Here is a 23,244-nt window from a genome sequence, read left to right on the forward strand (position 1 = left end):
TCTGCCGGGCGCGGCGGCAACCAGCCTGACGCCTCGGCAGATGCTTATTCGGTGGCGCCTTCAGCCGGAGCCAGCGCGCCCGCATCGGCCGTGGCGAAGCGCGCAAGGTCGTCATCGCGACCCGGATCGGCCTGCGCAAAGGTCTGGGTCAGGGTCTCGGCCGACAGCGAGATGTCACGTACCACATTCGCCCCCGGCGCAGCAGGGCCGTATGTCTTACCATCGACGACGAAGTACACGGCACCGGAATTTCCGGTGCGGAACACCGGCGGCTCTTCCAGAGCGGGCACGGCGTAACGTTCGCCTGCATCCAGGATCTTCTCGAACAGGACGGTGCCATCCGCCGCATTCACCCGAACCCAGGCTGGACGCACGGCAAGAACCTCGATGCCCTGCTTGGCTTCGGCCACGACCTGCACATCGCTTCCCAAGGCCTCGGCAAGGGCCGCATCCACGGCCGAGGCCGTGCTGGCCGCGCCCGCCAGAACGCCCGCCTCGCGCGGGTTGATCGCCGCGATCGGACCGTCACGCGAGGTCAGCACCGGAACGTCCAGCGCCTGCGGACGGTAGAGTCGGTCCATCACCTCGGCGGATGCGGTGCCCTGGGCAACCGTTTCCGCCGCGGGACGTGTGGCAACCAGGTTCGTCGCCGCCGGGCCGATACTTTCCAGCGGGTCGATCTGCGCCACGACCTTCGGCGCCTCGTCCACCGGGGCAAGCTGCACGCGTTGCACCTCTTGCAGGACCGACCAGCCACCGTAGCCAAGGGCAGCGATCAGAGCAACAAGCACCGCCACCGAACCAACGGCACCGGGTTCGATCTGCGACCAGACAGCCTCGGCACGCGGAATGAAGGTCGCGTTCGGATTGGCCAGCGGCTCGGAAAATTCGGTCCGCGGGCGGGTCTTGACGATCATCTGCGGTGCCGCAGCCGACGACAGACCGTGCGACACGGTATAGCCGGCCTCTGCGCAGAACCGCTCGAACGCCCACTCCGGGTCCATGCCCAGGTAACGCGCATAAGACCGGACATAGCCTGCAACGAAACCGGGGGTCTCGAAGGCCGAAAGGTCGGCATTCTCGATTGCGGCGATGTAGGTGGCCTTGATCTTCAGCTCGCGCTGCACGTCGAGCAGGGACTTGCCCAGCGTGGCACGCTCGCCGCGCATGAGATCCCCCAGCCGCAACTCAAAGTCGTCAAAGCCTTTCGGCTTGTCCTCTTCGGTTGTCGAAGGTTTCGACCTCCAACCGATCATGTCCGCCCTGTCCCCTTAGGTGCGCCGATTTCGTGAAGTCGCCTTCCCGAACGACTCACTCATTTTTCGTATTGGCGAAACGGTAGCATACGGCAAGGCCTTTTGCACACGCAGTATGGCTCAGGCAACCGCTTCGGCGCGATTCAGCGCACAGTGGCTCCACAGCTCATCCATGGCCTTCACAAGGCGGTCGATGTCCTTCGGACCATGCACCGGAGACGGGGTGAACCGCAGCCGTTCCGTGCCCCGCGGGACGGTGGGGAAATTGATCGGCTGGACATAGATTCCATGCCGTTCAAGCAGCATGTCCGAGATCAGCTTGCAGTGCACAGGGTCGCCGACATGGACCGGCACGATGTGGCTTTTGTGGTCTATGATCGGCAGCCCCATGGCCTTCAACCGTGCCTTCAGGATCCTTGCCTGCGTCTGATGCCGTTCGCGCAGCACCTGCCCGCCCTGCCCCTTCAGGAAGCGGACCGAAGCCGCCGCCCCCGCCGCCACCGTCGGCGGCAGCGAAGTGGTGAAGATGAACCCCGGCGCGTAGGAACGCACGGCATCCACCATCTTCGCGCTGGCGGCGATATACCCGCCGAACACGCCATAGGCCTTGGCCAGGGTGCCGTTGATGATGTCGATGCGATGCATCTGGCCGTCGCGTTCCGCAACACCTGCCCCGCGCGGGCCATACATGCCGACGGCATGCACCTCGTCGATATAGGTCAGCGCGCCGAACTCAGCCGCCAGATCGCAGATTTCGGCGATCGGGCCGAAGTCGCCATCCATGGAATAGACCGATTCGAAGGCGATCAGCTTCGGCGCCTGCGGGTCGTCCCTGGACAGCAGCTCGCGCAGATGGGCCACGTCGTTGTGGCGGAAGATGCGCTTCTCGCCGCCCCCGCGGCGGACGCCCTCGATCATCGAGGCGTGGTTCAGCGCGTCGGAATAGATGATCAGGCCGGGAAAGATCGTCCTGAGGGTGGAAAGCGTCGCGTCATTGGCGATGTAGGCGCTGGTAAAGACGAGAGCGGCTTCCTTCCCGTGCAGGTCGGCCAGTTCCGCCTCCAGCCGCTTGTGATAGACCGTGGTGCCGCTGATGTTGCGCGTGCCACCCGAACCTGCGCCGGTCGCGTCAAGCGCCTCATGCATCGCGGCCAGCACATCGGGGTGCTGCCCCATCCCAAGGTAATCGTTGCCGCACCAGACCGTGATGTCCTTCTGCGTGCCGTCCGGCCTGGTCCAGACCGCGTGCGGAAACTGGCCCTTCCGCCGTTCGATGTCGATGAAGGTCCGGTAGCGGCCTTCGTCGTGCAGGCGTTGCAGGCTGGCCTCAAGCGCGCGCTCGTAATCCATGGTCTTCCTCGGTCCCTTGTGCCCCGATCCTGCCGGACCCGCGGGCGTGGTGCCTTGATTTCGGTCAATTGGCCCCGCGGTCCAAGGGGGCGAATTGTCACCCCCTTGTCACGGTCGCGGTGTTCTACCCCAACCCGGCCGCTCTGGACAGCCCCCCGCCGCCTGATAGGCTGCCCGATAATCACAATCCGGAGAGACGACATGAGCCCCGCCCCGCAGATCGACGCCGTGCTGGCACGCATCGACGACACTCTGCCCGAAAGCCTCGAGCGGCTGATCGAGTTGCTGCGCATTCCCTCGATCTCGACCGATCCGTCCTACAGGGCCGATTGCGCCCGCGCCGCCGACTGGCTTGTCGCCGACCTGCAATCCCTGGGCTTTCGGGCCCGTGCAGCCCCTACGCCGGGCCATCCCATGGTTGTCGCGCATTGCGACGGACCGGGACGGCACATCCTGTTCTACGGCCACTATGATGTGCAGCCGGTCGATCCGCTGGAACTGTGGCACCGCGCTCCCTTCGATCCCGAGGTGCAGGATACCCCGAAAGGCCGCGTGATCCGCGCGCGCGGGGCATCCGATGACAAGGGGCAGCTGATGACCTTCATCGAAGCCTGCCGCGCCTGGAAGGCCGTGCATGGAACACTGCCCGGCAAGCTGACGATCTTCCTGGAAGGCGAAGAGGAATCGGGTTCGCCATCGCTGGTCCCCTTCCTGCAACAGCACCGGGACGAACTGGCCTGCGACCTGGCGCTGATCTGCGACACCGGGCTTTACGACGAACATACCCCGGCGATCACAACCATGCTGCGGGGCCTTTGCAAGGCCGAATTCACCATACGCGCGGCGAACCGCGATCTGCATTCCGGCATGTATGGTGGGCTGGCACGGAACCCGCTGCATGTGATGGCGCGGCTTCTGGCGGGCCTGCATGATGGCCAGGGCCGCGTGCAGGTGCCGGGCTTCTACGACGATGTGGACGAGCTGCCCGAGACGCTGCGCCAGCAGTGGCAGGCGCTGGCCTTCGACCACGCTGCCTATCTGCGCGATGTCGGCCTGTCGGTCCCCGCGGGCGAACAGGACCGCACGCCGCTGGAAATGATATGGTCGCGCCCGACCGCCGAGGTGAACGGCATGTGGGGCGGCTATACCGGCGCAGGGTTCAAGACCGTGCTGCCGTCCGAGGCCCATGCCAAGGTCAGCTTCCGTCTTGTCTCGCGCCAGGACCCGGAAAAGATCATCGCCGCCTTCAAGGCCTGGGCCGAGGCACAGATGCCGGCCGACTGCCAGATCTTCTGGCACGGCGGCAGCGACGGCGCGCCGGCCAGCGTGATGGAAATCTCCGACCCCGCCTTCGAGGCCGCCCGCCAGGCCCTGTCCGACGAATGGGGCAAGCCTGCGGCCTTCATCGGCTCGGGCGGGTCGATCCCGGTCGCCGGCTATTTCAAGTCGATCCTCGGGATGGACGCCATGCTGATCGGCTTCGGCAAGGATGACGACAACATCCACAGCCCGAACGAGAAATACGATGTCGAGTCGTTTCACAAGGGTATCCGCTCCTGGGCGCGCATCCTGGCTCGCATCGCATGAGCGTCGAGATCCGCGATGCAACCCCTGCCGACGAGGCCGCCTTCCTGCGTCTCTGGCAGGGGTTTACCGAAGGCTACAACCTGACCCTGCCCGAAGGGGTGACTGCCTTCACCTGGACGCGCCTCATGGATCCGGACAGTCCGCTGAAGGCCAGGCTGGCCTGCCTTGACGGAATTCCGCAAGGATTTGCCATCCACCAGCACCATCCCTCGACCTGGGTGATGGGCGACGACGGCTATCTGGAGGATCTCTATGTCGCGCCCGAGGCGCGGGGCCGGGGTCTGGGCCGGGCACTGATCGAGGATCTGATCGCCATCGGCCGTGCGCGCGGCTGGCGGCGACTTTACTGGCTGACCGAGATCGGCAACACCACGGCCCGGCGCCTTTACGACCAGTTTTGCGAGAATGACGGCCACATCCGCTACCGCATGACGCTCTGACCCGCGTCCCTTGTCGCCCGAACCTTGCCGCCTTGCCGGGCAGCGCCCCGAGCAAGGCGTTCACTGCCCTGCCTAACCTCGTGCCAGGGCCATGCGGGCCAGCTTGGCCGCCAAGAGCAGCCAGGGCGCGGCATGCATCAGCAGATCGAAGATGTCGATGGGACGGACCAGATTGCCCGCGGCAAGCATCTTGAGCTTTTCCCACAGATGCGGCTCGGGCACGAAGGGCGCAAGGCCGAGAGTCAGCGCCGCGATCACTAGGATCGCCAGGGGAAGTTGATCAAGAAACGACATGGTCGGGCCTCCTGGTGCAAGTCCGGCGCCCGGCGGCGCAGACGGGGCGGACCCTGACCCAGACGCCGTTCAAGCGCAATGCAGCCTATTCGCAGCGACGCAGGCGCAGGGACATGCCGTCCATGAAGACCATCTCCAGCATGCCTTCGTCCTCGTCCAGCGTGATCACCGCCGAATCGAAACGGTCGCCGCGACGGTCGCGCACGAACAGGGTCGCCTCGACCCGCCCCACAACGCCGGGCGTCTCGACAAGTCCAGTCACCACGATGGCCGAATCGGCACCCACCATCGTGCCCTCCTTGACCACGAACATCTCGGCCGAGCCGCACTTCGTGCCCTCGGGCGCATAGAGACCATCGAACCCGTATGGCAGATCAACAGCCTCGGCCAGAACGGGCCCGCACACGAGACTCAGCACGACGGCAAGCTTGCGGTGAACCATCCGACACCTTCTGCAACTGCTTCTGGTTTATCCAGCCACAGGAACAAATCGCAAGCCGGTATTCGGGGTCGGGAACGAAATGGCGCGGTGGACGGGGCTCGAACCCGCGACCCCCGGCGTGACAGGCCGGTACTCTAACCGACTGAGCTACCACCGCGCATGGGCGACCGGGACGATTTCAGGAAACTGGCGCGGTGGACGGGGCTCGAACCCGCGACCCCCGGCGTGACAGGCCGGTACTCTAACCGACTGAGCTACCACCGCGCGATCTTTCCTCCGGTCCCCCGGACGTGGGGGGCGTGATACTGAACCCCTTCGCCGCCGTCAATGGGCACGACAGCGAAATTTCACCGCTCGGGTGCCGGGATGAATTCCTGGTCATCCCCCGGCGGCAGGCTGAAGCGGCCGTGCATCCAGTCACCCGCACGCCAGGCCTCGCGCGCGGCCTCGATCTTCTCTCGGCTCGATGCGACGAAGTTCCACCAGATAAAGCGCGGCCCGTCCATCGTGGCGCCGCCCAGAAGCATGATCCGCGCGCCCCTGTTGCCTGCCCTGACCGAAACCCGGTCGCCCGGCCGGAAGACCAGCATCCGCCCCGAATCGAAGACCTGCCCGCCGACGGAGACCTCGCCCTCCAGCACATAGACGCCTCGATCCTCGTGATCGTCCGGCAGGGGAATCGCCGCGCCGGGGGCCAGCCGCGCGTCGGCGTAGAAGACCTCGGAGGGCATCTCCATCGGTACGCGCACCCCCCAGGCGTTGCCCAGGATCAGGCGCACCTCCTTGCCCTCGCCTTCCAGTTCGGGCAGCGCGGATTTGGGCAGGTGCACGAAACCCGCCGCGTCTTCCTCGCGGTCCTTCGGCAGCGCCAGCCAGGTCTGAAGCCCGAACATCGACTGAGGGCCCTTGCGGGCCTCGCCATCGGTGCGTTCGGAATGGGTGATGCCCTGGCCCGCCAGCATCCAGTTCACTGCGCCAGGCTCGATCCAGGCGTCGGTGCCAAGGCTGTCGCGGTGGTGCAGGCGTCCCTTCATCAGATAGGTCACCGTGCCCAGCCCGATGTGCGGATGCGGCCGCACGTCGATGCCCTGCCCGGTCAGGAACTCGGCCGGGCCCATCTGGTCGAAGAAGATGAACGGCCCGACCATCTGGCGCTGCGCCGAAGGCAACGCACGGCGCACCTCGAAGCCACCCAGGTCGCGGGCACGAGGGACGATGACGGTTTCGATCGCATCGACGGCGTCGCCGATCGGGATGGACGGGTCAAGCAGCGGGTTCCACATGGGCGGATCTCCTTTGTCTGAAAGGTAGGGGCGACAGAGCGGAATTGCACCCCCGAAGCCCCGCGCGAACCCTGTGCAGGGGCGAACACGCGCCGCCACGCTTCCGCGGACAGTGGCCCACGCCTCACCGGGGCAAAGGCGGGGGCCAGGCCCCGCATCCCCGGGATACTTGTGCAGAGAGGAAGGCCGGAAATGCCTCGCGTATCCGTCCGCTCGCGCGACGATTCGGGTGGCAAGACGATCGGATGGGAAATGGTGGGCGGTGAGGGATTCGAACCCCCGACATTCTCGGTGTAAGCGAGACGCTCTACCAGCTGAGCTAACCGCCCCCGCCTTTGTCCCTACCCTTTTGCAGACGGGCAGCGCAAGCCCCGCCGAAATGAAGAAAACGCGCCCAAGGGGCGCGCTTTCGGAAAGAATGGTGGGCGATAACGGATTTGAACCGCTGACATCTTCGATGTGAACGAAGCGCTCTACCGCTGAGCTAATCGCCCGATGTCCGCGCTTTTATTCGTCCTCGCCGTCGTCTGCAAGGGGCTTTCCGGCCGGAACCTTTCCAGTCGGCACGCGCAGTTTCAGTGTCATCGCGCCACCGGTGGATTTCGCAACCCGCAGCTTGCCAAGCGGTGGCAGGACAAGAGTATGACCAGAGGCCAGCGCCGAAGCCATCGCGGCAAGCGTCGCCTCGACCGTCTTCTTGACCTGTGGTTTCTTGCCCCCGGTGGCAGCGGCCGCGCGATCGACCAGATCCTTGAGCCTCAGGGTGCCGACTTTGCCCTCTGCCGAGGCAGCCTTCTCGGCGACGGTCAGCGCCGGTTTGGCAGGCTTCGCCGCCGCTGGGGAATTCGCTGTCGGTTTGCCTGCAGACCTGGCCTTGGCCGAGGACTTGGCCGGTTTCGTCTCGGGGGTCTTGGACGTGCGCGGTGCCATGATGCCTTCTGAAAGACTGTCGCGTCAGCGCCGAACTGTAGTCGGCGTTCCGTCCCTGTGCCAGCGGCATTGCGACCCTCGCGACAGAAAGGTTTGTCACGCCGAACCTCAGCGGATTAGCCTTCATTGCACGCCGCGAAAGCGCGCGTTTCAGTGACAGGAGTAGACATGCGCAAGGCCCTTCTGCTTTCCACCGCCCTGACCCTGGGCACCCTCAACCCCGTCAGCGCCGGCGGACCAGTGGCGATCCAGGACGAGCTCGAGGTCGTCCAGGAGAAGCCCGCATCCTCCAGCGGCGCGCTGATCCCGCTTCTGCTGGTGGCGGCTATCCTGGTCGCCGTCGCCTCGGGCGACGATGATCCGCAACCGCCGGTCGAGGTCAGCGACATCCGGCTCAAGGAGGATATCCGCCGCCTCGGCACGAACCATCTGGGCCTTGGCGTCTATCGGTATCGCTACAAGGGCATGGAGGGCGTCTGGGAGGGCGTGATGGCGCAGGAGGTCGAAGTGATGCACCCCGGCGCCATCAAGCCGCTGCCCTATGGCTACAAGGCGGTCGATTACGCAAAGCTCGGCCTGGAACTGCGCCGCATCGAATAGCACAATGCCGGAAAGGAAAAGGCGCGCCCCATGGGCGCGCCTTCTGCCTGGCTAATGCGCGGTCTGCGCTGGCGGCTGGTTCTGCGCCGCCCTGGCCGCAGCGGCCGCTTCTTCCGCCGCCTCGTCCCATTCCACGGGTTCGGGCTGGCGCACCAGCGCCTGGGCCAGAACCTCGCGCACGTGGCTCACGGGGATGATCTTCAACCCTTGCTTCACGTTCTCGGGGATTTCTGCCAGATCCTTGGCGTTTTCCTCGGGGATGAAAACGGTCTTGATTCCCCCGCGCAGTGCGGCGAGCAGCTTCTCCTTCAGGCCCCCGATCGGCATGGCGTTGCCGCGCAGGGAGACCTCGCCGGTCATGGCGATGTCCTTGCGGACCGGAATGCCCGTCAGCACCGAGACGATCGACGTCACCATGGCCAGACCCGCCGAAGGGCCATCCTTGGGCGTCGCGCCATCCGGAACGTGGACGTGAATGTCGATCGTGTCAAACTTGGGCGGCTTCACCCCGATCTGGGGCGCGATCGAGCGGACATAGCTCGACGCCGCGTCGATTGATTCCTTCATCACGTCGCCCAGTTTCCCGGTGGTCTTCATCCGGCCCTTGCCCGGCAGTTTCAGCGCCTCGATCTGCAACAGATCGCCGCCGACGCTGGTCCAGGCCAGCCCCATCACCACGCCGACCTGATCCTCCTTTTCGGCAAGACCATAGCGGTATTTCTGTACGCCCAGGTATTCCTCGACCTTCGCCGGATCGACCTCGACGCGCTTGGCCTTGCCCTTCAGGATGTCGGTCACGGCCTTCCGGGCCAGCTTGGCGATCTCGCGTTCCAGGTTCCGCACGCCCGCCTCGCGGGTATAGTAGCGGATGACATGGTTCAGCGCCTCGTCAGTGATGCTGAATTCGCCCTTCTTCAGGCCGTTCGCCTTGATCTGCTTGGGCAGCAGGTGCTGCTTGGCGATCTCGCGCTTTTCATCCTCGGTGTAGCCGGCCAGCGGGATGATCTCCATCCGGTCCATCAGCGGCCCCGGCATGTTGTAGCTGTTGGCCGTGGTGATGAACATCACGTTCGACAGGTCGTATTCGACCTCCAGATAGTGATCGACGAAGGTCGAGTTCTGTTCGGGATCCAGCACCTCGAGCAGCGCCGACGCGGGGTCACCCCGGAAGTCCTGGCCCATCTTGTCGATTTCATCCAGCAGGATCAACGGGTTGGTCGTCTTGGCCTTCTTCAGGGCCTGGATGATCTTGCCCGGCATCGACCCGATATAGGTCCGCCGGTGGCCGCGGATTTCCGATTCATCCCGCACGCCGCCAAGGCTGATGCGGATGAACTCGCGCCCCGTGGCCTTGGCTACCGACCGCCCCAGCGAGGTCTTGCCCACGCCCGGAGGGCCGACGAGGCACAGGATAGGCCCCTTCAGCTTGGTCGAGCGCGCCTGCACCGCCAGGTATTCAACGATCCGTTCCTTGACCTTCTCAAGCCCGTAATGGTCGGCGTCCAGCACCTTCTGAGCGGCCGACAGATCCTTTTTCACGCGGGACTTCACGCCCCACGGCACACCCAGAAGCCAGTCGAGATAGTTGCGCACGACCGTCGCCTCGGCCGACATCGGCGACATCGACTTCAGCTTCTTCAGCTCGGCCTCGGCCTTTTCGCGCGCCTCCTTGCTGAACCGGGTCTTCTTGATCCGCTCTTCCAGTTCGGCGATCTCGTTCTGGCCGTCTTCGCCGTCACCCAGTTCACGCTGAATGGCCTTCATCTGCTCATTCAGGTAGTATTCGCGCTGGGTCTTCTCCATCTGGGTCTTGACGCGCGACTTGATCTTCTTCTCGACCTGCAGGACCGAAAGTTCGCCCTGCATGTGGCCATAGACCTTCTCCAGCCGCTCGGCGATTTCCAGCGTCTCAAGGATCGCCTGCTTCTGGTTCACGTCCACGCCCAGATGGCCTGCCACCAAGTCGGCCAGACGCGCCGGGTCGCGCGTGTCTGACACCGCCGCCAGCGCCTCTTCGGGAATGTTCTTCTTGATCTTGGCGTAGCGCTCGAACTCTTCGCTCACGGCGCGGACCAGAGCCTCGACGGCGGTCTTGTCGCCCTCGGTCTCGACCAGCGGCTCGACCGTCGCCTCGAAGAAAGCGGGGTTGTCCAGGAAGCCGGTGATCCGCACGCGCTGCTTGCCCTCGACCAGCACCTTCACCGTGCCGTCGGGCAGCTTCAGCAGTTGCAGGACATTGGCCAGAACGCCCACGCGGAAGATCCCGTCGCTCTGCGGGTCATCTGCGGTGGGATCCTTCTGCGAGGACAGAAGGATCTGCTTGTCGTCCTGCATCACCTCTTCCAGCGCGCGGACCGATTTCTCGCGGCCGACGAAAAGCGGCACGATCATGTGGGGAAAGACCACGATGTCGCGCAGCGGCAGGACGGGATAGCTTTCGGTGCTCATGTGACTACCTTCACTCGCGGCAACGCGGCGGGGCCCCGACCATCGGCAACCCGGCCCGTTCCGCCTGTTGGCTGTTATTTGTGGTCCCGGCTTTCGGGATTCAAGCGGCGTTCGGAAGGCTCAGTCTGAACCTCTGCGCAGGCAGGGACAAGACCATTTGCGCCGCCTTTGCGATGAGCTGCCCCAGTCAGGCCGCGCATCCACGATCAGCTAAGACCGTCGCGCGCCGAGTTGATGACAGGCTTACACCGATTGGCGGCACTTCCTCGACCAGATCATCAAGAAGCACCAGGGTTTCCCGGTGGGTAAGCGTCTGCAAGGCGTCAGTCCTTGTCAGCATCGCGTCGCGGCCCAGAACATCCAAGACCGCCTCAAGCGATGCGCGCGCGGCGGTGTCCATGGCCTCTACCATGCGCCGCGCCGGCTGGAAGCTTTCCGTGGAAAGGCCGTTCGACAACAAGGTATCGTGCTTTTCCAGCAGGATGTGGTAGTAGACCACGTCGTCCTCTGGTTCTGGTGCGCTTGCAAGGGTTCCGATCAGGTGACGGGCCGTGACGAAGACCTTCGAATGGCCGAACAGAAGCTCGCAGGCGCCACCCTGGACGACGATCCTGTGCTGCGGCGACACGACAAGTTCACGATCCGGGCAGCCGGGCCCGAACGCATTGGCATGAATATGCACCGGGCGCAAAGCACAGGAAGCAATAGCCTCCTCTCTGGTGTAACGCGACATTCCGATCCAGGCGATGGTGACGGTGCGGTCATCCGCGGTGAGAACACAGTCACCCGCACGCAACGTCTCGACCTTGCGCCGGCCCGATGGTGTCGCAATCTCTGTCCCCATGCCAAAGCAGTAGGGCGGCGGCGTGGTGTTGACATTCTGAAGGGGAATGGCGCCGCTGCCGATAGCGTCCATCTGCGCAGATGTCGCCGGTGGTTGACCAACGACGTAGAAATACTCGCGCACCGTTCCGCCGACAGTCACTCGCAGAAGAAGCACCGTTCGCCCGACAAGGGACGCCGGCACTTGAGAGTTGCTGGGCAGAGTGCCGGAAAGCACCACGGTAAAATTGTAGGCGGTGCCATCGATTATGACCTGGGTATCCGGGTCGGGCAACCCACCGTTGTATTCGATATTCAGGTCACCGGCACCGTTGTTGTCGGTAAAGGTAAGTTCCGTGGTCGGCGCCTGATTAGTCCCGATGGGGTTCAGGGTCGCATTGTTGGCTGTGATCGAGTCCTGTCGAGCCCATACAGTAAACGTCCCCACTGCCCGATCTCCCGTTCGACGATCCTTTGCTCGAACAAAACAAGCACGGCCCCCTGCTGTCAACATCGGGACCGATAAGCCTTGCCCGAAAGGCACTCTTACCGAGGCTACTGCGGCCAATCAGTCACATTCCCATGATCTTCCGCCAGTGCCCGCCGATCCCAACGGCATTCGCACACCAAGCCGCTTTGCTGCAGAAGGCGGACACGGTTTCACACCCTTTCTGCCGCAATCTTTCCGCAGTTGGATGACACCAAGGCGGCATGAAACCGCGCTTGGATCAGGTCAGGATAAGGCTAAGGGGAATTGCCGCGCAGCGGCATCGGGCCCTGCGGGTTGCGGTTCTTTCCTTCCTGGCGGGCCTGCTGCTGCATGTCGATCGCACGGGCCATGTGGGCAGCCTGCCGATACCGCTGTTCACGGGGCTGCTTTACATGGCATTCGTGACGCCGGCCGCGGTGGCGACGGCACTTCTGCTTCCGGGTCTCACCGCGCTTTCGGATGCCGTGCAGTGGGCGAGGCTGACTTTCGCGGCGGCAGTCGCGGCCTTTCCCGCCGTGCTGCGCCCGGTTGCCGATCAGCCCCTTCTCGGTGCAACCGTCGTCATTCTGGGCGGCATGGCCATCGTTGCCATGCGCCAGCGCCAGCGGCGCCCGGTCACGGCAACGGCCTAGACAGGCTCCAGGTCGCCCGCCGCGCGCGTTGCATGAAATTCGGCCACGAATGCGGCAAGACGCTGCCCGGCAATCGCGTCGCGCAGGCCCTGCATCAGGGTCTGGTAATAGTGCAGGTTGTGCCAGGTCAGCAGCATAGAGGCGATGATCTCGTCGGCCTTGACCACATGGTGCAGATAGGCGCGGGAATAGCCTGTGCAGGCCGGGCAGGTGCAGGCCTCGTCAAGGGGACGGGGGTCGTCCTTGTGTCGCGCGTTGCGCAGGTTCACCTGACCGCGCCGGGTCCAGGCCTGACCGGTGCGCCCCGACCGCGAGGGAAGCACGCAGTCCATCATGTCCACACCGCGTTCGACCGCCCCCACGATGTCGTCGGGCTTGCCCACGCCCATCAAATAGCGCGGCTTGTCCACCGGCAGGAAACCCGGCGCATAGTCGAGCACGCCGAACATCGCCTCCTGCCCCTCGCCCACGGCCAGGCCCCCTATGGCATAGCCGTCAAAGCCGATCGCCTTCAGCGCCTCGGCCGATTCCTCGCGCAGCTCGCGCGTGACGCCGCCCTGCATGATCCCGAACAGCGCGTGACCCGGCCGGTCGCCGAAGGCGTCGCGCGACCGCTGCGCCCAACGCATCGACAGGCGCATGGCGCGCGCGACCTCTGCCTCGGTCGCCGGCAGCGCGGGGCATTCGTCAAAGCACATCACGATGTCCGATCCCAGAAGGCGCTGGATCTCCATGCTGCGTTCCGGAGTCAGGATGTGCCGAGAGCCATCAAGATGCGAGGAAAAGCGCACCCCCTCCTCGGTCAGCTTGCGCAAGGGGCCCAGCGACATGACCTGGAACCCGCCGCTGTCGGTCAGGATCGGTCTCGGCCAGTTCATGAACCGGTGCAGCCCCCCCAGAGCCGCGATCCTCTCGGCCGTGGGGCGCAGCATCAGGTGATAGGTATTGCCCAGCAGGATGTCAGCCCCCGTGGCACGCACGCTTTCGGGCAGCATTGCCTTGACCGTGGCGGCGGTGCCCACCGGCATGAAGGCGGGGGTGCGAATCTCTCCCCTCGGGGTCTGGATCACCCCGGTCCGTGCGGCGCCGTCTGTCGCCGAAATTGAGAAACTGAAGCCTTCGGCCATGGCGGAAACGTCCCCTTTCTGCCGCCCCTTTGGGCCAAAACTTCGGAAATGCCAAGCGGAAGACATCCGCAGCGCCCACTGCCGCGTATTCCACTTGACGTTCCCGTGCAGTTGTCTATTTGCGTGAATGAACGTTCATTCCCAACCGGGTCACTCCTCAGACATGGCAGGCTTTCCAATCCCCAGCGCGCCGCAAGGCTCTGAAGAACGCACGATGGAGATCCTTGGCTCCATCCGGCAGGCGTTTGCCGAAAAGGGGTTCGACGGGGCCTCGATGCAGGATCTCGCCCGTGCCGCCGGCATGAGCGTGGGCAACTTCTACCGCTATTTCCCGTCCAAGGCGGCCATCGTGCAGGCGATGTGCAGCTACGACCTTGCCGAAATCCAGGCCGATTTCGCGGAAATCCAGACATCGGATCAGCCGATCGCGTGCCTTCGGGAACGGATCCTGTCGCATTTCCACGAGGACAGCCTGAAGGATGGCCAGCTCTGGGCCGAAATCACCGCTGCGGCAATCCGCAAGCCCGAGATCCGTGCCGCGGCCGGCCAGATGGAGGAAACGATCACCCGGCTGCTTTGCGCAATCTTCGCCCGGATAACCCGCCGCAGCCATGAGGATGCCTGTGCCCGCTATCTTGGGCAGTGCCAGTTGCTGGTGATGCTGGTGAAAGCCATGGCAACACGCACCGCACAGTGCGGGCCGGCCTCTCCGGCGCTACGGGAACAGGTTGTTGCGGTGATCGACCGCATCCTTGCCGACATTTCCAACGATATTGCAGAAGGCTGACCGCGTGATGCGTTCCTCTCATTTCCTGACACTTGCCTTGTCCCTCGGCCTGGTGCTGCCAGCCCCCATGCTTTTGGCGCAGGAAGCTGCGGCCGAACCGGCGATGTCCTCGCTTCCGGCGATCACCGTGACCGAGGTGCGGTCGCGCACGCTGACCGACCGCGTGATCGCCTCGGGCCTTGTGGCCGCTGTCGAAGAGGTCCAGGTCGCGCCCCTGATCGAGGGCCAGCCGCTGGAAGAATTGCGGGCCGACGTGGGCGATACGGTCGCTGCCGGGCAGGTGCTGGCGGTCCTTTCCCGCACGTCGCTGGAGCTGCAGAAGTCCGAGGCCGTGGCATCCCTGGCAGCCGCACGTGCGGGAATCGCCCAGGTCGAGGCGCAACTGGTCGAGGCCCAGGCCGCCGAGGCCGAGGCCGTCCGCGTTGCCGATCGCACTGCGCGGCTGCGCGAACAGGGCACAGCCCCGCAGGCGCAACTGGACACCGCGAACGCGAATGCCACCGCGGCAAAGGCGCGGGTGCAAGTGGCGAAAGAGGCCCTGGAATCGGCACGGGCCCAACTTGCCCTTGCCGAGGCCCGGCTTGAGAACGTCGATCTTATGCTCAGCCGGACCGAGGTGAAGGCACCGGTTGCCGGCAGGATCATTGCGCGCAACGCCAGGCTGGGCGCCATTGCGACGGCTGCGGGACAGCCGATGTTCGTGCTGATCCGCGACGGGGCACTGGAGCTGCGCGCCGATGTATCGGAGGGCGATGTGCTGCGGCTGAAGGAAGGCCAGCCCGCCCTGCTGCGTGCCGTGGGCGTGCCCGATACCCTGTCCGGCATTGTGCGGATGGTCGAACCCACCATCGACCCGGTCACCCGCCTGGGGAGGGTACGGATCCACATCGACGAGCCGGACCGGCTGCGCGTCGGCATGTTCGTCGAGGCAGAGATCGTGGCAGACGAGCATCAGGCTCTGGCGGTGCCGCTGACCGCAGTCGGTTCATCCGCCGAGGGCCCCACGGTGATGCGCGTCCGGGATGGGCTGGTCGAACGGGTGGTGGTCACCACCGGCATTCGCGACGGCGCCTTTGTCGAGATCGTCAACGGTCTTGCGGCCGGCGACCTAGTGGTTGCCAAGGCCGGGGCCTTCGTGCGGGCAGGCGACCGGATCAACCCGGTGCCGGATGCCGGCGCCACCAACTGAGGATCGCATCATGAACTTTTCCGCCTGGTCGATCCGAAACCCGGTTGCGCCGCTTCTGGCCTTCTTCCTGCTGATGGTGCTTGGCTGGCAGAGCTTCAATACCCTGCCGATCACGCGCTTTCCGAACATCGACGTGCCGCTTGTCGCCATCAGCGTGGCCCAGTCCGGCGCTGCGCCGGCCGAGATGGAAAGCCAGGTCACCAAGGAAATCGAGGATGCCGTCGCCGGCATCACCGGGGTGAAGAACGTCACCTCGAACGTCACCGACGGGCTGTCCACAACGGTTGTCGAATTCCGCATGGAGGTGCCCACCGACAAGGCCGTGCAGGATGTGAAGGATGCGGTCGACCAGATCCGTGGCGACCTGCCCGGCGGCATCGAGGCGCCCATCGTCAGCCGGATCGACGTCGAGGGCCAGGCGATCATGACCTTCGCGGTCAGCGCCCCCGACATGACGATGGAGGAAATCAGCTGGTTCGTGGACGACACGGTGACCCGCGCGCTGCAAGGCCGCCCCGGGATCGGTCGCGTCACCCGGATCGGCGGGGCCGACCGGGAAATCCGCGTCGAACTCGACCCGGTCAAGCTGGACAGCTACGGCGTTACGGCCCAGGCGGTCAGCGCCCAGATCGCGGCGACGAACACGAACCTTGGCGCGGGCAAGTTGAGCCTCGGCTCGGGCGAACAGGTGATCCGCACCCTGGGCGACAGCGGCACGGTCGAGCAATTGGCCGCCACCACTATCGCCCTGCCATCAGGTCGGTTCGTACGCCTGTCCGACCTCGGCCAGGTCATCGACAGTTACGAGGAACTGAAAAGCTTCACCCGCATCGACGGCGAGCCGCAGGTCAGCTTTCTTGTGTTCCGCGCCAAGGGCGCATCGGAGGTCAGCGTTGCCGAGACCACCAACAGCGTCGTCGAGCAGCTGCGCAGGGACAATCCGAACGTCAAGATCACGATGATCGACGATTCGGTGTTCTACACATACGGCAACTACGAAGCGGCGATCCATACGCTGCTGGAAGGGGCGCTGCTGGCGGTTCTCGTGGTGCTGGCCTTCCTGCGCAACTGGCGCGCAACGCTGATTGCGGCGGTTGCCCTGCCCCTTTCTGCCGTGCCGACCTTCTGGCTGATGGACATGCTGGGGTTCTCGCTGAACCTTGTCAGCTTCCTTGCCCTCACCCTTGCAACCGGCATCCTGGTCGATGACGCGATCGTGGAGATCGAAAACATCGCCCGGCACATCCGCATGGGCAAGACGCCCTACCGCGCGGCGATCGACGCGGCGGACGAAATCGGCCTTGCGGTCATCGCCACAAGCGCAACCATCGTGGCAGTCTTCGTGCCGGTCAGCTTCATGCCGGGCATTCCGGGTCAGTATTTCCGGCAGTTCGGCCTGACCGTGGCGATTGCTGTCCTGTTCTCGCTGGCGGTGGCGCGCCTCATTACGCCGATGATGGCCGCCTACCTGATGCGCGCAAAGGATGCCGAGGGGCATGGCGAAAACAGCCATCGCGACGGCTTCATCATGCGTGGCTATCTGGGACTGGTGCGCCTCACCACGCGGGTCTGGCGCTTCCGCAAGCTGCCATGGCTGGGCCTGCCCACCTATTACCTGACCGTCGTGGCCGCCATCGGACTGGTGATCTTCTCGGTCCAGGCGATGCTGGGGGTTCCGGGCAGCCTGTTCCCGCCCGAGGACGAAAGCCGCATCGTCGTTGCCGTGGAGCTGCCGCCGGGCGCTACGCTGGAGGATACTGACCGGACGACCGAGGCGATGCGCCAGGTGGTCGCGGACATAGACGGCGTGAAATCGGTTCTCGTGGTCGGCGGCTCGACCCCGCTGGGTGATCGAGACATCCGGCGGGCAAGCTTCACCATCATCCTGGACCGCCTGGACAACGGGCTAGGCCGCAAGCTTTCCGATCTGGGTCAGAAACTGCCGCTGATCGGCGCCCTGCTGCCAGAGACACCGTTGCAGGGCCGGATCCGGCCGCAATCCGAAATCGAGGAAGAGGTTTTCCTTGCCCTTCGCGCCATCCCCGACGTCCGCGCCTTCAAGGTGGGCGGTCCCGGCGGCGGGTCGCGGCCCTTCAGTTTCGACATCCTGTCCTCTGACGAGGCGGCGCTGAACCATGCGGTGCAGAAGATCGAAACCGCGCTACGGGACGAGCCGATGCTGGTGAACCCCTCGGCCGAGGCCGCCCTGCCCCGTCCCGAGGTGCAGATCACGCCCAAGCTGGAAGAAGCCGCGCGCCTGGGTGTCACGGTGCAGCAGATCGCCAACGTTGTCCGCGTCGCGACGATCGGTGACGTGTCTGCCGCGCTGGGCAAGCTTTCGATCGACAATCGTCTGGTGCCGATCCGCGTGCAGCTTGACGAGGTGTCGCGCGACAGTCTGGCCCGGATTTCGGCGCTGAAAGTGCAGACCGCAAGGGGCCCGGTGCCCTTGTCGGCCGTGGCGACCGTGGAAGTGGGCGAAGGGCCCTCGATCGTCAAGCGGCTGAACCGCCAGCGCGTGGCCACCATCGGCGCCGACATCGCACCGGGCTATGTGCTGGACCAGGCGACCGAACGCTTCATGCAGATCCTGCCGACACTGAACCTGCCGTCTTCGGTCGTGGTGCGCCCCTCGGGTGACGCCGAGATCCAGGCGGAACTGGTCGGCAGCTTCGTCAATGCCATGGTGCTGGGCGTGCTTCTGATGATGTTCGTCCTGATCCTGCTGTTCCACTCGGTGCTGCAACCGCTGACGATCATCTTCTCGCTGCTGCTGTCGGTGGGCGGGGTGGCCGCGGCACTGATCCTGACCCAGAATCCGCTGTCGATGCCCGTTCTTATCGGCATCCTGATGCTGATGGGGATCGTGGCCAAGAACGCCATCCTGCTGATCGACTTTGCCATCGAGATGCGGGCGCGCGGCCTGAAGCGGATCGACGCCGTGATCGAGGCCGGGCACAAGCGGGCGCGGCCGATCGTGATGACATCGATCGCGATGTCGGCCGGGATGCTGCCCTCGGCGCTGGGGGTGGGCGAAGGCGGCGCGTTCCGTTCGCCCATGGCCATCGCCGTGATCGGCGGGATCATCGTCTCGACCGTCCTCAGCCTTGTGATCGTGCCGTCGATGTATCTGGTGATGGACGATCTGTCGCGGCTGCTTTCGTGGGTGCTCGGTCGGTTCATCGGCAGGAAGGAGGCCGAGCCTGAAACCCCCGAGCCGCATGTTCTGGCCGAACGGATCGAGCGCGGGGAGATGGACCTTGCCCTGCTGCAAGGCCGCCTTGCCGCGCTGGAAGCAGCGCTTGCCGCCCGCAAGCCGCGCCCACACGCGGCAGAATGAGGCACCTCCCCCTCCCCCCTTGTGTGTGGGGAGGGGATGGGGGCGTGGGCACTGGTCGCGGCACCCCGCACGATCCCTGACGCTCTCCATTGAAGATCATGGCGGCAGACGATTTGCGATGCAGGTCGGTCAGCTCAGGTTGGTCAGCGGGCTCTGAAATGGGGACGCGATACGCCCGCCCCCCCCTGTAGGGATCCATGCGCAAGGATCCGTCAGCGGCTGCTTCAATCGGCCCCGAACGCAAAGCTGAGCCGGCAGCTTCCGGCCCGGCCTAGCCGCCTGACCATTCCTGGTGGCGGGCCTCGAAGGCGGCCACGTCATCCGAGGTGGGCGGCACACCGCAGAAGGTCAGAACATAGGCCGGGATCCGTGCCATCCGCTGTTCGAGGGTCTCGTTCGACCGAAGTGCAATATAGCCCACCTGGGTCAGATACAGCGTGCGTGCCCGGGTGTCGGCTTCGCCGTCTGGATAGCCGAAGCGACGGAAAAGCGCGGTAATCGCGGCGATGCGTGTGGCATCTGCATCGGCCATCGCCTGCTCAACCGCCCTGTCGGTCAGCGCCCAGGTCCGCATGGCAAATTCCAGGCGGCTATCGAACAGCGCAGAGTCCAGCCAGCAGTCGCAGAGATTCAACATGGCCTGGGCTATGGTCTGGGCCGGGGCCTCACATCGTGCGACCAGATTGCCGGTATTCTTTGCCTGCCACCGGTCGATCAACCCGGCCAGAAGCGCCTCACGGTCGGGGAAATGCCAGTAGAAACTGGTGCGCGACAGGCCAAGGCGCTGGGCCAGCGGCATGACCTTGACGGCCTCGACCCCGCCTTCGACAAGCAGTTCGTAGGCGGCATCCAGCCAGAGGTCCGGACTGCCACGCCAGCCGCGTTCGTTGCGCTCTGCATCCATGGCGGCACCCTATGCGCGGGCCGGCTTCCGGCACAAGGCCAGAAAACTCGACACACATGTCGATTTTTCTTGAGCCGACTCCATCCCCGGTCTAGCGTTGGCCCAGACTTCCAAGCCAGAGGCCCCGGCCCATGTCGAACGACCCGCTTCTTCAGCCCTATCAACTGAAGCACCTGACGCTTCGCAACCGGATCATGACCACCAGCCACGAACCGGCCTACCCGGAAGACGGCATGCCGAAGGACCGTTACAGGCTGTATCATCTGGAACGGGCCAAGGCGGGCGTGGCGATGGTGATGACGGCCGGCTCGGCCGCGGTGTCGAAGGACAGTCCGCCAGCCTTCAACAACGTTCTGGCCTACAAGGACGAGGTCGTGCCGTGGCTGAGGCGGCTGGCCGACGACTGCCACGAGGCCGGGGCCGCCGTGATGATCCAGCTGACCCACCTTGGCCGCCGCACGCGCTGGGACAAGGGCGACTGGCTTCCGGTGGTGGGGGCGGGGCCATCCCGGGAACCGGCTCATCGCGCCTTTCCCAAGGTGATCGAGGATTGGGACATCGGCCGCATCATCACGGACTATGCCGATGCCTGCGAACGGATGCAGGCGGCGGGGCTCGATGGGGTGGAATTCGAATGCTACGGCCACCTGATGGACCAGTTCATGTCGCCCCTGACCAATGCACTGCCTGCGCCCTGGGGGGGCAGTCTGGAAAACCGAGCCCGATTCACGATGGAGGTGCTGGCCGCCTGCCGCAGGCGCGTGGGGCCGGATTTCCTGCTGGGCGTGCGCTATACGGCAGACGAGGACGCGCCCGGCGGGATCGACCCCGAGGAAGGCATCGCCATCGGAAAGTTGTTCCGCGACAGCGGCTTGGTGGACTTTCTCAACATCATCAAGGGCCGCATCCATACCGACCCGGCCATGACGGACGTGATCCCGATCCAGGGCATGCGATCCGCCCCGCATCTGGATTTCGCAGGCCGCGTGCGGGCCGAGGTGGGGATGCCCACCTTCCACGCCGCGCGGATACCCGACGTGGCGACCGCCCGGCATGCAGTGGCCACGGGGCAGCTTGACATGGTGGGCATGACCCGCGCCCACATGGCCGACCCCCATATCGTGCGCAAGATCGTCGAGGGGCGCGAGGCCGACATCCGCCCCTGTGTCGGTGCGACCTACTGCCTGGACCGGATCTATCAGGGGGGCATGGCGCTGTGCATCCACAACCCCTCGACCGGGCGCGAGGAAACGCAGCCGCACGAGATCGCGCCAGCTTCGGTTAAGAAGAAGGTCGTTGTGGTTGGCGCGGGCCCCGCAGGCCTGGAAGCCGCGCGCGTGGCGGCCGAGCGCGGCCACCACGTCGTGGTGTTCGAGGCAGCGGCCGATCCGGGCGGGCAGGTGCTGCTGACCTCGCTGACGCCGCGCCGGCGCGAGATGATCGGCATCATCGACTGGCGCATGGCGCAATGCGCCGCACGGGGGGTAGAGTTCCGCTTCAACACCTTTGCCGAAGCCGCCGACGTGACGGCAGAAAACCCGGACGTGGTGGTGATCGCCACGGGCGGGCTGCCCACGACCGATGTGCTTGGTGCCGGCAACGATCTGGTCGTCTCCACCTGGGACATCCTGTCAGGCGATGTGAAGCCGGGGGCGAACGTGCTGCTGTTCGACGACGCCGGGGACCATGCGGCCCTGCAGGCGGCGCAGGTCATCGCCGAGGCAGGCTCGAGGGTCGAGATCATGACACCGGACCGCACCTTCGCGCCCGAGGTGATGGGCATGAATCTGGTGCCCTACATGCGCGCCTTGCAGGACAAGGACGTGACCTTCACGGTGACCTATCGCCTGCTGGCGGTGGAAAGGGCCGGAAACCAGCTGAAGGCCACCATCGGGTCGGACTACATGAAGCTGGCGAAAACGTCGCTGTACGATCAGGTGGTGGTCAATCACGGCACCCAGCCGCTGGCAGATATCTACTTTGACCTCAAGCCCTTGTCAGGCAATCTTGGCGCCGTGGATTATGAGGCCCTGATCGGCGGACGGCCGCAACCCGAGGTACCCGGCTTTGCGCTTTACCGGATCGGCGATGCGGTGGCCGCGCGCAATACCCATGCGGCGATCTACGACGCACTCAGGCTTTTGCGCACAGTCTGACCGGCAGATCTGACGTTGATTGTCGCGGACGTCGGCATATCTGGTAGGGCCCATGAACGGACCTGCCATGCCTGACGGAACAGCTTCGACCGAACTGCTGCTTGACCCTTCCGACCCGCGCGCGCTGCGCGACGCCTTCGGGCGCTTTGCGACCGGCGTGACGCTGGTCACGACGCTGGGGCCCGAAGGGCCGGTGGGCTTCGTGGCCAACAGCTTCTCGTCGGTGTCGCTTGACCCGCCACTGGTGCTGTGGTCCCCTGCCCGCGCCTCGTCGCGGTTTGCCATCTTCACCGGGGCACGGCATTTCGCGATCCATGTGCTGGAGGCAGGGCAGCGCGACTGGGTGGCTCGCTTCGCCCGGGGCGGTGCCGGGTTCGCCGGGCTTGACCATTCGCTGACGTCCGAAGGACTGCCCGCGCTGAGCGGGGCGCTGGCCCGGTTCGACTGCGCGCGCCATGCCGTTCATGACGGTGGGGATCATGCGATCATCCTGGGCCGTGTGCTGCGCATGGCGGTGCGGGCGGGCAAGCCACTGGTCTTCAGCCAGGGCCGCTATGGCAGCTTTGCCGGCTAGGGCTTCTTCCGGCAGTAAAGTTCCATCCGGTGATGGACGATCTCGTAGCCAAGCTCGGCGGCGATCTCGCGTTGAAGCTGCTCGATCTTTTCGGAGTGGAACTCCATGATCTCGCCACTGTCGAGGTCGATGATGTGGTCGTGATGCGCGGTGTTCGCCACCTCGTACCGCGCGCCCCCGTTTTCCAGGGCAAGGCGCAGAACCACGCCTTCCCTCTCCAGCACCGAGAGCGTCCGATAGACGGTGGCCAGCGACAGGCTGTCGTCTAACTCCCGCGCCCTGCGGTGCAACTCGGCCGCGTCGGGGTGGTCCTGGGCCTCGGTCAGGACCTTGAGCAATGCCTCGCGCTGGCGCGTGACGCGCACGCCGGTGTCGCGGAGGGCCTGAGTCATCTTGCGGGCAGGATCGGGCTTCATGCCGGGATGGTAGCGGCTGGGCTGCCGGGGGTCAAACCTTCGGGCCGGAAGGCATATCCCCCCACCCCATCCCTCCCCCACCGTGGGGGGAGGGAGGTCCCAGGCTTTCAGTCATTGCGCCGGATGGCTGGTAGAGGACCGGGGGTTTCACACCCCCGGACCCCCGTGGGATCTTTG

20 protein-coding genes and 4 tRNA genes are annotated in these 23,244 nt (G+C 65.2%); 9 read left to right on the forward strand and 15 right to left on the reverse strand.

The annotated features are described in order from the left end of the window. Window positions 1-44: 44 nt before the first annotated feature. Window positions 45-1,256 carry a helix-turn-helix domain-containing protein gene (locus EYB42_RS04885; RefSeq protein ID WP_135448734.1) on the reverse strand — a complete coding sequence of 404 codons (1,212 nt, stop codon included), beginning with the start codon at window positions 1,254-1,256 and terminating at the stop codon, window positions 45-47. 120 nt (window positions 1,257-1,376) lie between these two features. Beyond that, the gene (gene hemA / locus EYB42_RS04890; protein ID WP_135448735.1) at window positions 1,377-2,606 is read right to left on the reverse strand and encodes a 5-aminolevulinate synthase; all 1,230 of its coding nucleotides are present in this window, start codon (window positions 2,604-2,606) and stop codon (window positions 1,377-1,379) included. Between the two features lie 201 nt (window positions 2,607-2,807). Between hemA and EYB42_RS04895 the strand changes: the two genes are divergently transcribed. Both EYB42_RS04895 and EYB42_RS04900 read left to right on the forward strand, forming a co-directional pair. Continuing rightward, the gene (locus EYB42_RS04895) at window positions 2,808-4,193 is read left to right on the forward strand and encodes a dipeptidase (RefSeq protein WP_135448736.1); all 1,386 of its coding nucleotides are present in this window, start codon (window positions 2,808-2,810) and stop codon (window positions 4,191-4,193) included. Beyond that, window positions 4,190-4,633 (forward strand): GNAT family N-acetyltransferase, encoded by a 444-nt coding sequence (locus EYB42_RS04900; protein ID WP_135448737.1) that lies wholly within the window; start codon window positions 4,190-4,192, stop codon window positions 4,631-4,633. The genes EYB42_RS04895 and EYB42_RS04900 overlap by 4 nt, the downstream gene beginning before the upstream one ends. Before the next feature lie 72 nt (window positions 4,634-4,705). Here the strand turns inward: EYB42_RS04900 and EYB42_RS04905 are convergent, their stop codons facing one another. From EYB42_RS04905 to EYB42_RS04940, 8 genes are all read right to left on the reverse strand, one after another. Further along, window positions 4,706-4,927, reverse strand: a complete 222-nt coding sequence (locus tag EYB42_RS04905) for an RND transporter (RefSeq protein ID WP_135448738.1) — start codon at window positions 4,925-4,927, stop codon at window positions 4,706-4,708. Window positions 4,928-5,012: 85 nt separating this feature from the next. After that, window positions 5,013-5,369 (reverse strand): hypothetical protein, encoded by a 357-nt coding sequence (locus EYB42_RS04910; RefSeq protein ID WP_135448739.1) that lies wholly within the window; start codon window positions 5,367-5,369, stop codon window positions 5,013-5,015. Window positions 5,370-5,449: 80 nt separating this feature from the next. Beyond that, window positions 5,450-5,526: transfer RNA gene (locus EYB42_RS04915), tRNA-Asp, on the reverse strand. A gap of 30 nt (window positions 5,527-5,556) precedes the next feature. Next, window positions 5,557-5,633: transfer RNA gene (locus tag EYB42_RS04920), tRNA-Asp, on the reverse strand. Window positions 5,634-5,716: 83 nt separating this feature from the next. Next, on the reverse strand, window positions 5,717-6,652 hold the full coding sequence (locus EYB42_RS04925) for a pirin family protein (RefSeq protein ID WP_135448740.1): 936 nt from the start codon (window positions 6,650-6,652) through the stop codon (window positions 5,717-5,719). 253 nt (window positions 6,653-6,905) lie between these two features. After that, window positions 6,906-6,981 (reverse strand) — tRNA-Val (locus EYB42_RS04930). 90 nt (window positions 6,982-7,071) lie between these two features. After that, window positions 7,072-7,146, reverse strand: a tRNA-Val gene (locus EYB42_RS04935). 13 nt (window positions 7,147-7,159) lie between these two features. After that, window positions 7,160-7,582, reverse strand: coding sequence for an HU family DNA-binding protein (locus tag EYB42_RS04940; RefSeq protein ID WP_135448741.1), 423 nt, complete (start codon window positions 7,580-7,582; stop codon window positions 7,160-7,162). Between the two features lie 168 nt (window positions 7,583-7,750). Here EYB42_RS04940 and EYB42_RS04945 point away from each other — a divergent pair, with 168 nt between their 5' ends. After that, window positions 7,751-8,182 (forward strand): tail fiber domain-containing protein, encoded by a 432-nt coding sequence (locus tag EYB42_RS04945; protein WP_135448742.1) that lies wholly within the window; start codon window positions 7,751-7,753, stop codon window positions 8,180-8,182. Between the two features lie 51 nt (window positions 8,183-8,233). Here the strand turns inward: EYB42_RS04945 and lon are convergent, their stop codons facing one another. Both lon and EYB42_RS04955 read right to left on the reverse strand, forming a co-directional pair. Next, complete coding sequence (gene lon / locus EYB42_RS04950) at window positions 8,234-10,630, reverse strand: endopeptidase La (RefSeq protein WP_135448743.1); 2,397 nt, start codon at window positions 10,628-10,630, stop codon at window positions 8,234-8,236. A 187-nt stretch (window positions 10,631-10,817) separates the two neighbouring features. Beyond that, window positions 10,818-11,900, reverse strand: coding sequence for a Hint domain-containing protein (locus tag EYB42_RS04955; protein ID WP_167850927.1), 1,083 nt, complete (start codon window positions 11,898-11,900; stop codon window positions 10,818-10,820). Between the two features lie 263 nt (window positions 11,901-12,163). On the opposite strand from EYB42_RS04955, the gene EYB42_RS04960 reads away from it, so the two are divergent. After that, on the forward strand, window positions 12,164-12,574 hold the full coding sequence (locus EYB42_RS04960; protein ID WP_135448745.1) for a hypothetical protein: 411 nt from the start codon (window positions 12,164-12,166) through the stop codon (window positions 12,572-12,574). On the opposite strand, the gene tgt is transcribed toward EYB42_RS04960, so the two are convergent. Continuing rightward, window positions 12,571-13,701: a tRNA guanosine(34) transglycosylase Tgt gene (gene tgt, locus EYB42_RS04965; protein WP_135448746.1), complete on the reverse strand. Its 1,131-nt coding sequence runs from the start codon at window positions 13,699-13,701 to the stop codon at window positions 12,571-12,573. The two genes, EYB42_RS04960 and tgt, sit on opposite strands and share 4 nt — an antisense overlap. A gap of 214 nt (window positions 13,702-13,915) precedes the next feature. Here tgt and EYB42_RS04970 point away from each other — a divergent pair, with 214 nt between their 5' ends. From EYB42_RS04970 to EYB42_RS04980, 3 genes are read left to right on the forward strand one after another with little or no spacing between them, the layout of a single operon-like run. Continuing rightward, the gene (locus EYB42_RS04970) at window positions 13,916-14,488 is read left to right on the forward strand and encodes a TetR/AcrR family transcriptional regulator (protein ID WP_240783971.1); all 573 of its coding nucleotides are present in this window, start codon (window positions 13,916-13,918) and stop codon (window positions 14,486-14,488) included. Between the two features lie 7 nt (window positions 14,489-14,495). After that, complete coding sequence (locus EYB42_RS04975) at window positions 14,496-15,677, forward strand: efflux RND transporter periplasmic adaptor subunit (protein ID WP_135448791.1); 1,182 nt, start codon at window positions 14,496-14,498, stop codon at window positions 15,675-15,677. Between the two features lie 10 nt (window positions 15,678-15,687). Further along, window positions 15,688-19,017 (forward strand): efflux RND transporter permease subunit, encoded by a 3,330-nt coding sequence (locus EYB42_RS04980; protein WP_135448748.1) that lies wholly within the window; start codon window positions 15,688-15,690, stop codon window positions 19,015-19,017. Between the two features lie 271 nt (window positions 19,018-19,288). Here the strand turns inward: EYB42_RS04980 and EYB42_RS04985 are convergent, their stop codons facing one another. Continuing rightward, entirely contained in the window at window positions 19,289-19,921 is a 633-nt protein-coding gene (locus tag EYB42_RS04985; RefSeq protein WP_135448749.1) for a TetR/AcrR family transcriptional regulator, read from the reverse strand. A gap of 131 nt (window positions 19,922-20,052) precedes the next feature. Here EYB42_RS04985 and EYB42_RS04990 point away from each other — a divergent pair, with 131 nt between their 5' ends. Both EYB42_RS04990 and EYB42_RS04995 read left to right on the forward strand, forming a co-directional pair. Beyond that, window positions 20,053-22,077 carry an NADH:flavin oxidoreductase gene (locus EYB42_RS04990; protein WP_135448750.1) on the forward strand — a complete coding sequence of 675 codons (2,025 nt, stop codon included), beginning with the start codon at window positions 20,053-20,055 and terminating at the stop codon, window positions 22,075-22,077. Between the two features lie 52 nt (window positions 22,078-22,129). Further along, window positions 22,130-22,651: a flavin reductase family protein gene (locus tag EYB42_RS04995; RefSeq protein WP_240783973.1), complete on the forward strand. Its 522-nt coding sequence runs from the start codon at window positions 22,130-22,132 to the stop codon at window positions 22,649-22,651. Here the strand turns inward: EYB42_RS04995 and EYB42_RS05000 are convergent. Next, a complete protein-coding gene (locus EYB42_RS05000; protein WP_240783975.1) occupies window positions 22,648-23,043 on the reverse strand; it encodes a Fur family transcriptional regulator in 396 nt (131 codons plus the stop codon). The two genes, EYB42_RS04995 and EYB42_RS05000, sit on opposite strands and share 4 nt — an antisense overlap. Window positions 23,044-23,244: the final 201 nt, after the last annotated feature.

The sequence above is a fragment of the Tabrizicola caldifontis genome (assembly GCF_004762095.1).
Lineage (GTDB): Bacteria > Pseudomonadota > Alphaproteobacteria > Rhodobacterales > Rhodobacteraceae > Tabrizicola > Tabrizicola caldifontis.

What these genes read in the sequence shown, in the direction of transcription:
- EYB42_RS04885 (WP_135448734.1), bottom strand. Translation starts at nt 1,256, where the DNA reads ATGATCGGTTGGAGGTCGAAACCTTCGACAACCGAAGAGGACAAGCCG.
- hemA (WP_135448735.1), bottom strand. Translation starts at nt 2,606, where the DNA reads ATGGATTACGAGCGCGCGCTTGAGGCCAGCCTGCAACGCCTGCACGAC.
- EYB42_RS04895 (WP_135448736.1), top strand. Translation starts at nt 2,808, where the DNA reads ATGAGCCCCGCCCCGCAGATCGACGCCGTGCTGGCACGCATCGACGAC.
- EYB42_RS04900 (WP_135448737.1), top strand. Translation starts at nt 4,190, where the DNA reads ATGAGCGTCGAGATCCGCGATGCAACCCCTGCCGACGAGGCCGCCTTC.
- EYB42_RS04905 (WP_135448738.1), bottom strand. Translation starts at nt 4,927, where the DNA reads ATGTCGTTTCTTGATCAACTTCCCCTGGCGATCCTAGTGATCGCGGCG.
- EYB42_RS04910 (WP_135448739.1), bottom strand. Translation starts at nt 5,369, where the DNA reads ATGGTTCACCGCAAGCTTGCCGTCGTGCTGAGTCTCGTGTGCGGGCCC.
- EYB42_RS04925 (WP_135448740.1), bottom strand. Translation starts at nt 6,652, where the DNA reads ATGTGGAACCCGCTGCTTGACCCGTCCATCCCGATCGGCGACGCCGTC.
- EYB42_RS04940 (WP_135448741.1), bottom strand. Translation starts at nt 7,582, where the DNA reads ATGGCACCGCGCACGTCCAAGACCCCCGAGACGAAACCGGCCAAGTCC.
- EYB42_RS04945 (WP_135448742.1), top strand. Translation starts at nt 7,751, where the DNA reads ATGCGCAAGGCCCTTCTGCTTTCCACCGCCCTGACCCTGGGCACCCTC.
- lon (WP_135448743.1), bottom strand. Translation starts at nt 10,630, where the DNA reads ATGAGCACCGAAAGCTATCCCGTCCTGCCGCTGCGCGACATCGTGGTC.
- EYB42_RS04960 (WP_135448745.1), top strand. Translation starts at nt 12,164, where the DNA reads ATGAAACCGCGCTTGGATCAGGTCAGGATAAGGCTAAGGGGAATTGCC.
- tgt (WP_135448746.1), bottom strand. Translation starts at nt 13,701, where the DNA reads ATGGCCGAAGGCTTCAGTTTCTCAATTTCGGCGACAGACGGCGCCGCA.
- EYB42_RS04970 (WP_240783971.1), top strand. Translation starts at nt 13,916, where the DNA reads ATGGAGATCCTTGGCTCCATCCGGCAGGCGTTTGCCGAAAAGGGGTTC.
- EYB42_RS04975 (WP_135448791.1), top strand. Translation starts at nt 14,496, where the DNA reads ATGCGTTCCTCTCATTTCCTGACACTTGCCTTGTCCCTCGGCCTGGTG.
- EYB42_RS04980 (WP_135448748.1), top strand. Translation starts at nt 15,688, where the DNA reads ATGAACTTTTCCGCCTGGTCGATCCGAAACCCGGTTGCGCCGCTTCTG.
- EYB42_RS04985 (WP_135448749.1), bottom strand. Translation starts at nt 19,921, where the DNA reads ATGGATGCAGAGCGCAACGAACGCGGCTGGCGTGGCAGTCCGGACCTC.
- EYB42_RS04990 (WP_135448750.1), top strand. Translation starts at nt 20,053, where the DNA reads ATGTCGAACGACCCGCTTCTTCAGCCCTATCAACTGAAGCACCTGACG.
- EYB42_RS04995 (WP_240783973.1), top strand. Translation starts at nt 22,130, where the DNA reads ATGAACGGACCTGCCATGCCTGACGGAACAGCTTCGACCGAACTGCTG.
- EYB42_RS05000 (WP_240783975.1), bottom strand. Translation starts at nt 23,043, where the DNA reads ATGACTCAGGCCCTCCGCGACACCGGCGTGCGCGTCACGCGCCAGCGC.